This is a genomic window from Streptosporangium sp. NPDC006013 (assembly GCF_040614275.1).
GTDB lineage: Bacteria > Actinomycetota > Actinomycetes > Streptosporangiales > Streptosporangiaceae > Streptosporangium.
Genome location: NZ_JBEXUE010000033.1, coordinates 24,605 through 37,488 on the forward strand (window position 1 = coordinate 24,605; position 12,884 = coordinate 37,488).

The 12,884-nt window shown below is 66.1% G+C and carries 13 protein-coding genes and 5 pseudogenes; 8 read left to right on the forward strand and 10 right to left on the reverse strand.

Annotated features, from left to right (window positions below):
• Window positions 1–20 precede the first annotated feature (20 nt).
• Window positions 21–302: pseudogene (locus tag ABZ260_RS07970) on the reverse strand (methyltransferase domain-containing protein); the annotation flags it as partial.
• A gap of 16 nt (window positions 303–318) precedes the next feature.
• Between ABZ260_RS07970 and ABZ260_RS07975 the strand changes: the two are divergent.
• Window positions 319–552 (forward strand): annotated as a pseudogene (locus tag ABZ260_RS07975) (DUF664 domain-containing protein); the annotation flags it as partial.
• Window positions 553–578: 26 nt separating this feature from the next.
• Here the strand turns inward: ABZ260_RS07975 and ABZ260_RS07980 are convergent.
• From ABZ260_RS07980 to ABZ260_RS07990, 3 genes are all read right to left on the reverse strand, one after another.
• Window positions 579–1,598 (reverse strand): hypothetical protein, encoded by a 1,020-nt coding sequence (locus ABZ260_RS07980; RefSeq protein WP_355614142.1) that lies wholly within the window; start codon window positions 1,596–1,598, stop codon window positions 579–581.
• A 3-nt stretch (window positions 1,599–1,601) separates the two neighbouring features.
• Window positions 1,602–1,886 carry a hypothetical protein gene (locus ABZ260_RS07985; RefSeq protein ID WP_355614145.1) on the reverse strand — a complete coding sequence of 95 codons (285 nt, stop codon included), beginning with the start codon at window positions 1,884–1,886 and terminating at the stop codon, window positions 1,602–1,604.
• 288 nt (window positions 1,887–2,174) lie between these two features.
• Complete coding sequence (locus tag ABZ260_RS07990) at window positions 2,175–2,777, reverse strand: helix-turn-helix domain-containing protein (RefSeq protein ID WP_355564280.1); 603 nt, start codon at window positions 2,775–2,777, stop codon at window positions 2,175–2,177.
• An 81-nt stretch (window positions 2,778–2,858) separates the two neighbouring features.
• Between ABZ260_RS07990 and ABZ260_RS07995 the strand changes: the two genes are divergently transcribed.
• Window positions 2,859–3,857: an SDR family NAD(P)-dependent oxidoreductase gene (locus tag ABZ260_RS07995; protein WP_355614148.1), complete on the forward strand. Its 999-nt coding sequence runs from the start codon at window positions 2,859–2,861 to the stop codon at window positions 3,855–3,857.
• Window positions 3,858–4,045: 188 nt separating this feature from the next.
• A complete protein-coding gene (locus ABZ260_RS08000) occupies window positions 4,046–4,444 on the forward strand; it encodes a replication initiator (protein WP_355614151.1) in 399 nt (132 codons plus the stop codon).
• A gap of 515 nt (window positions 4,445–4,959) precedes the next feature.
• Here ABZ260_RS08000 and ABZ260_RS08005 read toward each other — a convergent pair.
• The gene (locus tag ABZ260_RS08005) at window positions 4,960–5,724 is read right to left on the reverse strand and encodes a class I SAM-dependent methyltransferase (RefSeq protein ID WP_355614154.1); all 765 of its coding nucleotides are present in this window, start codon (window positions 5,722–5,724) and stop codon (window positions 4,960–4,962) included.
• 417 nt (window positions 5,725–6,141) lie between these two features.
• A complete protein-coding gene (locus ABZ260_RS08010; protein WP_355614157.1) occupies window positions 6,142–7,269 on the reverse strand; it encodes a hypothetical protein in 1,128 nt (375 codons plus the stop codon).
• Window positions 7,270–7,709: 440 nt separating this feature from the next.
• Here ABZ260_RS08010 and ABZ260_RS08015 point away from each other — a divergent pair, with 440 nt between their 5' ends.
• Window positions 7,710–8,066: a helix-turn-helix transcriptional regulator gene (locus ABZ260_RS08015; protein WP_355564273.1), complete on the forward strand. Its 357-nt coding sequence runs from the start codon at window positions 7,710–7,712 to the stop codon at window positions 8,064–8,066.
• Window positions 8,067–8,093: 27 nt separating this feature from the next.
• Here ABZ260_RS08015 and ABZ260_RS08020 read toward each other — a convergent pair whose 3' ends face one another.
• Both ABZ260_RS08020 and ABZ260_RS08025 read right to left on the reverse strand, forming a co-directional pair.
• The gene (locus tag ABZ260_RS08020; RefSeq protein ID WP_355614160.1) at window positions 8,094–8,684 is read right to left on the reverse strand and encodes an ATP-dependent Clp protease proteolytic subunit; all 591 of its coding nucleotides are present in this window, start codon (window positions 8,682–8,684) and stop codon (window positions 8,094–8,096) included.
• Window positions 8,681–9,307 (reverse strand): ATP-dependent Clp protease proteolytic subunit, encoded by a 627-nt coding sequence (locus tag ABZ260_RS08025; protein ID WP_355564267.1) that lies wholly within the window; start codon window positions 9,305–9,307, stop codon window positions 8,681–8,683. The genes ABZ260_RS08020 and ABZ260_RS08025 overlap by 4 nt, the downstream gene beginning before the upstream one ends.
• A gap of 357 nt (window positions 9,308–9,664) precedes the next feature.
• On the opposite strand from ABZ260_RS08025, the pseudogene ABZ260_RS08030 reads away from it, so the two are divergent.
• Window positions 9,665–9,913, forward strand: a pseudogene (locus tag ABZ260_RS08030) (IS701 family transposase); the annotation flags it as partial.
• A 256-nt stretch (window positions 9,914–10,169) separates the two neighbouring features.
• Here the strand turns inward: ABZ260_RS08030 and ABZ260_RS08035 are convergent.
• Window positions 10,170–10,325 (reverse strand): annotated as a pseudogene (locus ABZ260_RS08035) (IS701 family transposase); the annotation flags it as partial.
• An 80-nt stretch (window positions 10,326–10,405) separates the two neighbouring features.
• Window positions 10,406–11,179, reverse strand: a complete 774-nt coding sequence (locus ABZ260_RS08040; RefSeq protein ID WP_355614163.1) for an SDR family oxidoreductase — start codon at window positions 11,177–11,179, stop codon at window positions 10,406–10,408.
• 87 nt (window positions 11,180–11,266) lie between these two features.
• Between ABZ260_RS08040 and ABZ260_RS08045 the strand changes: the two genes are divergently transcribed.
• The 3 genes and pseudogenes from ABZ260_RS08045 to ABZ260_RS08055 form a co-directional block, all read left to right on the forward strand.
• Window positions 11,267–11,884 carry a TetR/AcrR family transcriptional regulator gene (locus tag ABZ260_RS08045; protein WP_355614166.1) on the forward strand — a complete coding sequence of 206 codons (618 nt, stop codon included), beginning with the start codon at window positions 11,267–11,269 and terminating at the stop codon, window positions 11,882–11,884.
• A 109-nt stretch (window positions 11,885–11,993) separates the two neighbouring features.
• Window positions 11,994–12,729 (forward strand): annotated as a pseudogene (locus tag ABZ260_RS08050) (transposase family protein).
• A gap of 42 nt (window positions 12,730–12,771) precedes the next feature.
• Window positions 12,772–12,884, forward strand: a 113-nt coding sequence (locus tag ABZ260_RS08055; protein ID WP_355614175.1) for a DUF6461 domain-containing protein, incomplete at its 3' end; no start/stop codon positions are given.

Sequence of the window (12,884 nt, forward strand, 5' to 3'; positions counted from 1 at the left end):
CGCAGGAGATAGCCGTGCGTGACGGCATCGAAGAACTCGTCGCCGAAAGGCAGGTCGTTCGCGTCCGCATGCTGCCACGTGATGGCGGAGGCCTCCGGTTTCCTCGCCGCCTCCGCCAGCATCCGCTCCGAGAAATCGACGGCGTGGATGGTCGAGTTCGGATATTTCTCCAGTGCGGCAAGAGCGATGACGCCGGTTCCGGTGGCGATGTCGAGCATGCTCCCGCCTGACGGGACTTTCGCGCCCTCCGCGATTTCACGACACCAGGCGACATGCCGTCCCAGGGTCATGAGGCGATTCATCAGGTCGTAGTAGTCAGTGATCTTCTCGAACGTCCGCTGGACCTCCTGGCCCGACGGCGACTTCGATGTCGCCGTCGCCGGCCCCGCCTCCGTCGCCGCCGCGGCCGACCTCGACCTCACCGGGGAGGACGCTTGGCGCGGAACGGTGTCGCTGCGCTGGGTGCTCATTCACATGATCGAGGAGTACGCCCGGCACAACGGCCACGCTGACCTGCTCCGCGAGCGCATCGACGGAGCGGCGGGCCTGTGAGAGGCCCCGTACCGCTCGCGTGAGGTTCAGCGCCCGGCGCTGTCGCCGGCCAGGATCGCGTGGGCGGCCCCCGCCTGCTGCTCGTCCGACTTGCGGCGCTCGTGGTAGCAGACGGTGGCGATGGCCAGGGCGGCGCCCCAGACCGGCCAGAAGCATTCCGGCAGCCAGGCTCCCCAGTCGGCCCAGGAAAACCGGCCGGCGATCGTCGACCTGATGTAGGTGATCCCGGCCACGGTGACGATGATCGAGACGAACCCGGCGGGGATGACCGCCATCAGCGGCGGCACTCGCTTGCCACGCACTCCGATCATCCAGCGCGGGAAGGTCACTCCCCATCCCTGGGTCAGCCCCAGGGTGAGCACGCCGCCGCACGCGCCGAAGGTGGCCAGGTAGGCGCCCGCCAGCCACAGGCTCTGCGGGGCGTCGGCCAGGAAGCCCTCGCTCACGCCGAGGGGGATGCCCAGCACCCATGCCCACCGGGTGGCGCAGTAGAACAACGGCACCGCGACCGCCACGTACACCGCGATGCGCCCGCGCTCCGGGGTGAACCAGCTCTTGCGCTTCTGGTCGCGGGTGTAGGCCAGGGCCGCGGCGGCCAGCAGCAGACCGCCGAGCGCGCACACGAACTGGTTGAGCACCGGCCAGGTCCAGGCGTCGGCCAGCGTGGTGCCGCCCAGGTCCCAGCCGAAGACGGGGGCGACCAGCAGCAGCGGCGTGTAGGCGACACCCATCATCACCCGGAAGTCGGGGATCACCAGGATCAGGAGCGCGGCGCTCGGCCAGGCCAGGAACAACGGCGCTCGGTTGCTGCTCCTGCGGTTCAGCGCCAGCGCCGTCACCGCGGTGATCACCGAGAAGGCGACGATCCACCATCCGAAGCTCGGGGTCGTCCAGGCCAGGATCGACAGTTGCCCGTCGAGGTCGGGGTCCTCGGCACCCCAGGGGAAGCCGGGCATCCCCAGCGCCCATCCGGCGCCGAGCGCACCGTAGAGCAGCGCCCACAGCGCGGCCGCGTAGCCGTACCGGCCAGAAGTGAAGGATTTCATGCGTCAAGCCTCCCGGCCCGGCCGGCTGGTGGACCAGATGCCGTTCGGCACCCCCTGCGGCCGGCAGAGGTGCCCTTCGGCACTCGCCGGTCGATCACCGGATGCGCATATGGTCATGGGGTGATCCTGATGTGGGTTGTCGCCTTCCTTCCGGTGGTCGCAGCTATCGCCACCGATTAGTTGCTGCTCAAGGGCCGTCTCATCACGGGCGTTGTCGCTGTACTCGGTATCGCCTTTGCCGAACAGATGCAGGTGATGCTGCTGGCAGCCCATCGCCACCTGGACCAAGCCACCCGAAGATCTCGCACCACCGCCAACCCCTGCCACCTCGCCTTCACCTCACAGCAAGACGAACGACCAGGACGATGGACCTTCAGATTCTCCGAAGTCCCACCAACACATCAAGAAGCCGGAACACCAACAGGCAAGCCAGGTCCTGCGGTTAGAGGTTGATTTGTTATTGGCGTCGCGTCCACCTGCGTGCACAGGCTCGCGAGCCAGCTGGAGCGTGGGGTGTCTGCCGAACAGCTGGAGTTCATCAAGGCGACGCGGGCCTGGGTCAACCGCGATCATCGGTCAGGCGACTGATCGCGCCACCAAGGCCATGGCCTGCCGCATGGCGTTCCGTACCTCGTCAGGTCCGTCGCCGCGCTGCAGCGCGCTGACCGCGGACGCGCTGACCGCGCCCACCATCGCGCCGACCAGGGCGGGGGCGGTGGTCGTGTCGAGCCGGTCGGGGAAGGCCCGCTGCAGCGCCTGGGCCAGTTCGGCCTGAGCGGTGAGGTACCGCTGCAGCAGCCGGGCCTGCAGCGCCGGTTCCGAGGCCGCCAGCCGCGCCCGAAGCGCTGCGAGGCCGCTGGACAGGTCGTGATCCCAGGCGTTGAAGATCATCTGGTCCATCGCCCTCACCAGCACTTCAGGCAGCCGCTCCCCGGCGTGGCGCTCGGCGATCGCCTCCAGCGCCAGATCGACGCGCACGTCGGTGTTGGCCAAGAGCACGTCCTCCTTGGTCTGAAAATGAAGGAAGAAGGTGCGGGGGGACACCTCCGCGGCGTCGGTGATCTCGGCCACGGTCACCTGGTCGTAGCCCCTGTCCTCGAACAGGCGCACCGCCGCGTCGATCAATGCCTGCCGGGTGCGTTGCTTCTTGCGCTCCCGCAGTCCCAGTTTCTCCACCATGTGAGCCACTTTACTTAAGAGCCTGCATTAGTGCATACAATGCATTGCTACAGTGACTGTAGTAACTGAAGGGTGGTCAGCATGGGGAGCCTGGACGGACGTGTCGTCCTCATCACCGGAGCAGGGCGCGGCATCGGGCGGGAGGAGGCGCTGTTCTTCGCCGCCGAGGGCGCCAAGGTCGTCGTCAACGACCCCGGCGTCGCCATCGACGGCACAGGTGGCGACGCCGGCGTGGCGGCAGACGTCGTCGAGGAGATCACCGCGTGTGGCGGACAGGCCGTGGCCAACACCGACAGCGTCGCCGACTGGGACGGCGCCCGCCGCATGGTGGAGACGGCCCTGCAGTCCTTCGGCGACCTGCACGTAGTGGTCAACAACGCGACCATCGAACGGAGCATGGGCCTGACCGACCTGTCGGAGGAGGACTTCGATGACGTCCTGGCCGTCAAGCTCAAGGGCACTTTCGCGGTGACGCACTGGGCGGCCCGCCACTGGCGCGACCGGTTCCAGGCAGGGGCCCGCGCCGACCGCGCCGTCGTCAACACCTCCTCCGGCTCCGGACTGCTCAACCCGCTGCCCGCGCAGGTCTCCTACGCGGCGGGCAACGCCGGGGTAGCGGCGCTAACCGCCGTGGCCGCCCTCGAACTGGGCCGCTACGGCGTGCGGGTCAACTGCATCTCGCCGTCGATGGCCCGCACCAGACTCACCCTCGGCGTCCCCGGCATGAGTCAGGAACCGCCGGCGCCCCGGTTCGACCCCCTGCACCCGGCCGCCAGCGCGCCTGTCGCCGCCTACCTGGCCAGTTCAGCCTGCCCGATCACCGGCCAGGTGCTGTCGGTGCGAGGCGGTACGGTCGCGGTCAACCAAGGCTGGTCCCTCGGCGGCCACATCCACAAGGACGGGCTATGGAGCGTGGAGGAACTGGCCGAGAAGGTGAAAGAGCTGCCGATGGACGACCCCTTCGACAAGCTCGCCCAGGCCCTGTCCGGCGCGCTCGGCACCACTGGACGCGCCGAACTCCAGGAGATGATCAACGCCCTGCTGGACCAGGGAGGCCAGTCCGGCACAGCCTCCGCATGACGCGATAGCGCACAGCCCGGACCGCGTGCTCAGGTTCGCGGTCCGGGGGACGGACGGGGCCCGCCCCAAGCGCACCACAAGACCACAGGTGACCCACGCTCACCGCTCCCTCGTTCGGACCGGTGCACACTCGGCGGGAGAAGAGCGGGACGGTACGGGCCTACCGTCCCTGTAAGAGCGAGCCGGCGGTGGCCGGCTACATCGCCAAGTACGCCACCAAGGGCGCCGAAGCCTCCGGCACCGTCGACCACCGGCTGTCGTGTCCGGCCTGCGGCGGTCGGGGGCGGTTGAGCCTGCCGGCGTCCTGCGAGCGCTACCACGGGACGGGCTTGAAGCCGGGCCTGCACCTGGACGCACTACCGGTCCGCGAGCACGCCCGACGAATGATCCGCACCTGCTGGAAGTTGGGCACATGCCCTGAGTACAAGGCTCTCCGGCTGCGGCCTTGGGCGCACATGCTGGGGTTCCGAGGCCATGGACGACATTTTCGGGAGTTAGTTACTCACACCTCTTTCCGGAGATCGGATACGGGGCGTTTTGGCTGGGTGGGCACTACTGGGTTCGAACCAGTGACATCTCGCTTGTAAGACGATCCGAGCAGGTCCCCGACCAGGGGGACTACCTGCCCCGACCTGCGGCTACGGTCCCTGGCCGTCCACTGGTGTCCGGCACCGTCCATGGTCGTTGCCACCCAGTTGGTCACTCACCCACGTCACGTTCCTCGGCAAGGTCACTCCCGGCCTCGCAGGAAGCGAAGAATGAAAGTTGTCCGTGGCCATGTAAAAGTGGCTCTGGCTCACTTTCGGTGGTGACCAAGCGTGATCGCGGGCGATAAAGACGCGCTTAAGACGAATTAGCTGGTCAGAAGGATGCCATAGCCCAGTCCGGTGAGCACGGTCAGGGGCGAGCACACGGTCTCACAAACATTTGGTGAGGAAACCGACCAGCTCCGCGACGTCAGCTCGATGCACACGCTCCGTTACCACCGAAAGTGAGCCAGAGCCCCCTTTATGTGGAATCTGCGTTCGGAGGTCAAGCCGTATCCGACTAGGGAGTGTCTTCAAAGTCCCGTCTGCTCGGCGCTGTGTGGTGCGCACGCTCCCTAGGGTATTCCGGGAGGGACGGGCTCCGCGGTACCGCGCCGCGCCACGAACACGAACTCCCTGCCCGGCCGGTCGGGTGCGTCGCGTACGTCCTCGACGACGAAGCCGTGCTCGTGTAAGTCCCGCTCGATCTCCGTACGTTCGCGGAAGCGAAGTGTCGATTCCGAGGTCAGTACGTCCCCGTCCGCAGCGAACACGTGCGTACCCCGGAAGCTCACCAGCGGCAGGCTCACGTCCGTCAGCTCGGCCCAGGTCTCGACGTGGCCGACGCCCGGGATGTCCGTCATGCGGTACGTGGTCTCGCGCGTCCACTCCGCCCACTCCTCCCACACGCGCTGCGCCGGATCGCGCGTCTCGAAGACAAGCCGCCCGCCGGGCCGCAGCGCCTCGTACGCGCCGCGCAGCGTCGTACGCCATGCCTGCGGATCGGCGATCGCCTGGGCGACGTTCCCGGTCATCGTCACCAGGTCGATCTGCATGGGCGGCAGGTCCCCCGCGTCGCCGTCGAGCCAGCGCACCCGCTCCGCGCCCGGCTTGCCACGCGCGACGTCGACGGACGCCCGCGCGGGATCGATCCCGGTGACCGTAATCCCGCGCTCGGCGAGCAGCAGCGCGAACACGCCCGTACCGCACCCGATGTCCAGCACGGACCGCGCGCCGAACTCCTCCGCCATCGCGAGATACGCGTCGAGATCGCTGCGGTCCGGATCGAGTGGGTCGTAGATGGCGGCGAGGCGCGGATGCCCGAAAGCTGTGTCAACCATGGAGGCGAACGTATGTGGCCCCGAGCCCGCGCGGCCACTGCTTTCTCGGGTTACGGCGCCAAGCGGGCGCGGCGAAGTGCGCCGCCGATCCCGGCGCCCCTATCGGGCACGGCCGTACCGAAGCGAACCTCGGCCAGGCCGCTAAGAGGTGGTTCGGCGGCAAAAACCTGTTTTCGCAGGTGAGGGGCTTGTGGTGGGCACTACTGGGGTCGAACCAGTGACATCTCGCTTGTAAGGCAACTCAAGCACGTGCCTGACCAGGACAAATATCGACCTGACCGGTGGACGCAACCCGTGATCCACGGTTGTCCATGCCCGTCCGTGGTCGTTGTCACCCAGTTGGTCACTCAGAGATCAGGATTTTCCTGTGACGGTGCCGCCTGTTTCCGACATTCCGTTGAACCGGGCGCACAGTTTTCAGTCCCGGGTCTTCGCCCATGTGCGTTCAGCCGCGACCACTCGCTCGATCTCGGGCCCCGTGGCGTCGCGCACCTCCACCACACCGTTCTCACCGCGCAGTATCGTCACGATTCCGGTGATCAGTTGTCTGCGTCCGAGCACGTCGCGGGCCAGCACCTCACGTGAGGTCATGAGGGTGTCACCCCAGGGCTCATCCTCGGCACCCCAGCACCACGCCCGGCAGGACAACCCGGGTGCGCGACCGGTGGAGAGCTGGATGTCCTCGCCACGAAGCCGGAAGGTCCGCATGCCGTCCGGATTGAGACGCTTGGCGATCCGCACTCCGGAGCGCAGCTCGTTCAGATAGCGGTCGCGACTTTCCTCGGGCCATTCCATGAGGTCGAACGGCGCGTGAGTGAGCACTTGCCAACGTAGATCACCGAGCAGCTCGTCGACCTGGCGTTGGTCCTCCTCTGCCTTCCGCTGATTTTCCCGCCACTCCGGCGACATGTCAGCCTCCCAGTCGACGCCCTCGGTCTTCGGGGAGTCGCCGCCCTGATCGGCTGTCAGCTCAGCGGGCAGGAGGCCAGGCGGTATCAGGTTGGAGAGTCCCCTTCCCATCGCGGCCCGGCCCCGGGGCGTGGGAAGTGCGGGCAAGGGCCGGGAGGACGGCCAGTCTCCGAACTGCGACCGCACCTCAACGACGTCGGCGGGGATAAGTGTTGAGGCGAGTCCGGCAGGCCGGGCGTGCTGTGTGGGATCAAAGACATCTTTGATCGGCCAGAATCTCAGCAGGAGCCCCTGAGCGCCGACGAAGATGCGCAGGCCGTACTCGAAAAAGGGCGGTCCGATCAGGATTCTCCGCCCCGACCCGCCGGACATCAAGCTGGACAGTCCGACCACGCCGGTGTCCGCCACGCATCGTGCCGTCGCCATTGCCTGCCAGGACCCGTCAGGCGCGGGCGATTCCTCATCCCAGGCCTCGATCCGGCACCTGCCGTCCGAGAGATACACATAGACCTGGTCTTCCATCTCGACGATCACGTTCGCCGGCTCCGCGCTGTGCAACCGGCGCACGCCGTGCAGCATGAACTGCCTGTAGCTGATGTAAACGCTGTCGTCCAGCTCATCGAGCAAGCACGGCATACCGGCCTCCTGATCATCGGAGTGCATGACTTTAAACGATCAGACGCTAGTGATCACAGGTCAGCGCATCGGCCTGCGGTGAACTGGGTATCGAACGCCCCCGGATGCTCCGTCCGACTGACATTGCTCAGGCTGAGATGCCGCAAACCCTTGGCCCAAGGAATCCGCACAGGCCGAGCCGACGGTTTTGCAGAGTCCTGTCCATAGGTTGTCACATAGGGCCTGACCTGCAACAACTCGGCCTCAACACCCATCCCGCCACGCATAACGACGCGCATACGATGTGCTGCTCGCCCTCCAGCGATGTCAGTTCGGCTCGCACATCAGAGTTCGAGTTGCGATCCTCACCGGCCCCGAGGGCCGGGACGGAGGAGGCGGGGACGGTTCTGCTCTGCGCGAAGCCAGCAGAACTCGAACGCGCCGTCTACCTATGGTGAGGCATGGCCTCCTCTGTCCCGCCGCTACGTCCGGCGATCGATCGGACCGATCCCAAGCCGTCTCCGGCTCGCGAGCCGCTGTGGCGGCACGCGCTCGGTGAGTGTCTCAGAGGTCTTCGTCACGAGCGGGGCGAGAAGTTGAGCGAGACGGCGCGTCGCGCCGGCGTCTCGCCGCAGTATCTCTCCGAGATGGAACGAGGCCTCAAAGAGCCATCGAGCGAAATGATCGCTGCGGTCGCCGGCGCGCTGGATGTCACCCTGGTCGATCTGACCCTTGCCGTTGCCGAGAGCTTGCGGTCTGCTCAGAGCAGCACGTCGAGAGGTGCTACCTGCTCGGCGGCGTATGCTCTGGCCGCGTAGCGTGGCCTGCCGGGATCATCCACGAGCCTATGAATGCTCCTCGATGATCTCATCGAGGAGCCCGTACTCCAAGGCTGCGGTCGCGGTGAACACGCGATCGTGATTGGTGTCGGCGCGTAGGGTCTCGATAGTCTGGCCCGTGTGCCGTGACAGTATGCGCTCGATGTCTGCTCGGACACGTACGACCTCGTCGGCTTGCAAGATGAGATCGGGGATCGTTCCGCGCCCCTGAGCAGCCGGTTGGTGCAGGATTACTCGTGCGTGCGGGAGAGCGGCACGTTTTCCCTCGGCGCCTGCGGCGAGAAGGACGGCACCCACCGCGATGGCCTGTCCAACGCAGGTTGTCTCAACCCGCGGGCGGATATAGCGCATGGTGTCATATATCGCGAGCATTGCGCTCGGGTCTCCGCCTTCGCAGTTGATATAGAATTGTATGTCGGCATCGGGGTTGTCTGACTCCAGAAAAATAAGCTGTGCGACGAGCGCGTTCGCGACGCCCGCATCAATTGCGGTTCCCAGATAGACGATTCGCTCGGTGAGCAGGTGCGAGTAGACATCCATGATCCGCTCGCCACGAGAATTCCGGGCGATGACGTTAGGGATCGTGTACGTGGTCACTGGCCGACTCCTTCGGTGACGCCGAATCCGGGCCGTGGGCGATTGTGTGGCGCGATTTCGTTGAAGCTCTGGACGATTGCGTCTATGAAGCCGTAGTCCAGTGCCTCTTGCGCTGTGTACCAGCGATCATGCAGAGAATCCTCGAATATGCGCTCTACGGGCTGACCCGTGTCCTCGGCGATAAGACCGAGCACCGTGTCGCGAGTATGCCGAAGGTCGCCGGCCTGCAGTTCGATGTCGACTGCGGTGCCGCCGATTCCGGCCGAGCCTTGGTGCATCAGGACACGTGCGTGCGGCAGAGCGCGGCGCTTCCCTCGGGTACCCGATGACAGCAAGAATTGCCCGGCGCTGTAGGCGATGCCCAGAACGAGGGTCGACACGTCACAGGGAATGAGTCGAATGATGTCACGGATCGCAAGCATCGATGGAACCGAGCCGCCCGGGGAGTGAATCCACAACGCGATATCGGTCGACGCATCCTGCGTGGCGAGTGCTATCAATTGCGTGGCGAGCAACGTCCCATTGTCATCATCGAGAGGGCCGTCGAGAACGAGAACACGCCGCTCGTAAAGCTGATGTCTTACCCGCGCGTTGAACAGTGGAAGTTTCGATTCTTCACCCATGCGTCCATCATGTGGGGCGATCCGGATCGGCGTCGACACGATCTGCCTGGGGCAGATCTGCTCTGAGCAGAGAGAACTCGGTTTCCGGCCCGGTTCGTAGCATTGCGGTCGGGAATCCACTGGGTCGGGCGCGCCCTCCTGCTGCCCATGCCTTTCCCTGCGGATTTGCTTAGTTTGACGCCGGCCGTCGCTTAGTACTCCAGCCGCAGATCGTGAGATTGGGCAAGCTTGTGCGCATGTGAAGCTGTAGGGCTAGGGCCACAACCACGACGGACGGCCACCGCTGTGATCGTTCAGGTGTGATGGAAAGGAGAGCGGCGCTATGACTGGGTGCTGATCGCCACCACCGGCCCAGCCCACCGCCTGCTGATCCGCCGCTCCATCAGCAAGCCCTCTGAACCGGCCTTCTACCGGTGCCACACCCCGACTCCAGTACCGCTTGGCCGCCTGGTGGCCGTCACCGGCATCCGCTGGACGATCGAGGAATGCTTCCAGACCGGCAAGAACGAAGCCGCCCTCGACCACTACCAGGTCCGGCGCTATCCGGCCTGGTACCGGTACGTGACCCTGGCCATGCTCGCTCTGGCCTTCCTCGCCGTCACCCGTGCCACGCTCCTGAGCGAGCACGACGCGGCCGAACAGGATGAACAGGCAGGTTCCTCAGATAAGAAGGCCGGTGCCCGATCAATCGCGATTTCCGCCAACGAGATCCGCCGGTTGTTCGCGTCGCCGACCCGGCCACCGCTCGATGAGCACCACACCCGCCGATGGTCCACGTGGCGGCTATGCCACCAAAGCCGAGCTCGACGATGCCACTACCAGCGACAACGCCTCAGAGATCACTAAGTACGACTGGAGTACTAAGCAGGTGCTGCATGCCGTCCGGGGTACTCTCCCCGGCCCATTCGGCGATCGTCCAGCAGTTCTTGCGCGGTAGGTCCGGCAGTAGCCCGAGTACCAATCGAGCTGCCCGACGGCGGGATTCGACCCGGGCGAACCGGCTCGCCACCCGGCTCATCACGTCCTCGAACGCATCCCGCCAGCGAGCCCCCTCGGGCGGGAAATCACCGCGGGGTGCTCCCGCCCAAGGAGAGAGGCTCACAGCCCAGAACCGCCCGTCGCGTCGATCACCCGGCCGGTCACCCAGCGTGCGTCGTCGGAGGCGAGGAAGGCCACGATGTCAGCCACATCTTTCGGCTGCCCGACCCGGCCCAGCGCGGCCAGGGACGCCGCGTGGGCTTCGGCCTGCGGATTGCCGCGTAGCCAGCTTGCGTTGACGTCCGTGTCGATGATGCCGGGCGCCACCGAGTTCGCGGTAATGCCTCGGGGCCCTAATTCCTTGGCGAGGTTGAGGGTGAAGGTGTCGAGTGCGCCCTTGGTGGCGCCGTAGGCGATGATCTCTGGCATGGCGAGGCGAGCCGCGCCGCTGGAGATGTTGATGATCCGCCCTCCGTCGCGCAGCCGCTCCAGCCCTTGCTGCACGATGAAGAACGGTGCGCGGACGTTCACGGCGAAGACCTCGTCGAAGCCGTCCTCGGTCAGCGACGCCAGATCAGAGCTGCGGCCGATGCCGGCGTTGTTGACGATGATGTCGACGGCTCCGCCAGGTGTGTATTCGTCGGCATGGGCGTCGAAAGCAGCCCACAGGGAGGCCGCGTCACCGCGCCGTCCCAACTCCGCGTGCAGGGCGAAGGCCCGGCCGCCGTCCTTGCGGATGCGTTTAACGACCTCGTTCGCCGCTGTCTCGTCGCGGGCGTAGGCGACGGCGATGGTGGCGCCGTCCCGGCCGAGACGTTGCGCGATGGCCCGGCCTATGCCGCGGCTGCCGCCTGTGACCAGTGCGATCTTTCCCTCAAGTGTGCGTGCGCCCATAGCCGTTGGCCACTCCTCGATTTGTTGAGCGATAACTCAATAAATAAGGTAGCACGCCTTCTTGAGTGAGCGCTCTAAAATGGAGGAGTGACTGAGACACGCGCGAAGCGAGGGCGGCCGAGGGCGTTCGACCGCGCCGCGGCACTGACTGCGGCCACCCGCCTGTTCTGGGAACGCGGCTACGAGGCCACCTCCATCGGCGAGCTGACCGAGGCGATGGGCATCAGGCCTGGCAGCTTGTACGCGGCCTTCGGGGATAAGAAGTCTCTGTTCAAGGAAGTGGTGCACAGCTATGGGCGCTCACCCGTGGGCGCCTTCATGGGCGTTGCCCTTGAGGAGGAACCCACCGCCCACGCCGCGTTCACCCGCATCCTGCGTGAGGCAGCGGTCATCTATCCCGACCCCGCCCACCCGGCCGGATGCCTGACGATCAGCGCAGCCACCAACGTCACCCCGCAAGACGCCGAGGTGGAGGCATTTCTGCGCAACCTACGCAACGAGAACCTGGACGTCTTCGAAGCCCGCCTACACATGGCGCAACAGGCTGGCGAGCTATCCGATGCAGCCAACCCCCGTGCGCTGGCCGCGTACTTCGCCACGGTCATCCAGGGCATGTCGCAGCGCGCCCGCGACGGGGCTGCGGCGGCCGAGCTGACCGAAACCGCCGAACTGGCCCTGGTTGCATGGCCCGCGGCACGACACTGATCCCACGCGCCAACCTGCCATCTCGCCTGCCCAGCCACACTGAACGGCAAGATCACGATCTACAGCTGGATGAGGTGCTCCAGAGATTCCGGACAGACCATTCGCTAGGGTGGTAACAGCCCGAAGGAGATAGAAACATGCCGAACGCCGCTCCCGGTGGTGGAAGTTAGACCCAGCGCAGCTGGCGCTACTGGTCCTGGCCCACTTGCGCAATGGCGACACCTACGCCCGCCTGGCCGCCGGTTTCGCCGTGGGGACCACCACGGGCCTGGTGCTACGTTCGCGAAGCCGTCGATCTCCTGACCGCCCTGGCCGACGACGTGCGCCCCGCCGTCGAGCGCGCTTCCCGGCTGGCCTACACCATCCTGGACGACACTCTCATCCCGATCGACCGCCTCGCCGACGAGCGGCCGTATTACAGCGGCAAACACAAGCGGCATGGAATGAACGTGCAACTGCTGGCCGACCCCATGGGCCGACCGGTGTGGGACTCGCCCGCACTGCCGGGCGCCGTGCACGACGTGACCGCCGCTCGGAAGGTCGGCCTGATCGACGCCTTGACCAGCGCCGGCGTGAAGACCTTTGCGGATAAGGGTTATCAAGGCGCGGGCGGCACGATTCGGACGCCGTTCAAGCGGCATCGCCATCGGCCCTGGTTGTCACGCGGGCAGCGGGACGTCAACCGCGCCCACGCCCGTATCCGGGCCATCGGTGAGCGTGCCGTCGCGACCTTGAAGGGCTGGAAGGTGCTGACCAGGCTGCGCTGTTGCCCGCACCGAGCGACCGCGCTCGTGCAGGCGATCCTTGTGCTGCAGCTCGTGGAGGAAGGCCGCTACCCAGGATGAAATGGCTCTTATTGTGTCGGTGGGTGCTGCGAGCATGACGGGGTGATCGCGACTCCTGACGACTACTCCTGGTTCTCCCGCGAGCGCTTCCCCGAGCTGGCGGATGCCTACTGCTTCACCTACGTCCGCGGCCTGACGCCTGAGGAACTGGTGAC

Coding starts and splice junctions, on each gene's coding strand:
- ABZ260_RS07995 (WP_355614148.1), top strand. CDS start 2,859: ATGGGGAGCCTGGACGGACGTGTCGTCCTCATCACCGGAGCAGGGCGC.
- ABZ260_RS08025 (WP_355564267.1), bottom strand. CDS start 9,307: ATGGGTGAAGAATCGAAACTTCCACTGTTCAACGCGCGGGTAAGACAT.
- ABZ260_RS07990 (WP_355564280.1), bottom strand. CDS start 2,777: ATGGTGGAGAAACTGGGACTGCGGGAGCGCAAGAAGCAACGCACCCGG.
- ABZ260_RS08015 (WP_355564273.1), top strand. CDS start 7,710: ATGGCCTCCTCTGTCCCGCCGCTACGTCCGGCGATCGATCGGACCGAT.
- ABZ260_RS07980 (WP_355614142.1), bottom strand. CDS start 1,598: ATGAAATCCTTCACTTCTGGCCGGTACGGCTACGCGGCCGCGCTGTGG.
- ABZ260_RS08005 (WP_355614154.1), bottom strand. CDS start 5,724: ATGGTTGACACAGCTTTCGGGCATCCGCGCCTCGCCGCCATCTACGAC.
- ABZ260_RS08010 (WP_355614157.1), bottom strand. CDS start 7,269: ATGCCGTGCTTGCTCGATGAGCTGGACGACAGCGTTTACATCAGCTAC.
- ABZ260_RS08040 (WP_355614163.1), bottom strand. CDS start 11,179: ATGGGCGCACGCACACTTGAGGGAAAGATCGCACTGGTCACAGGCGGC.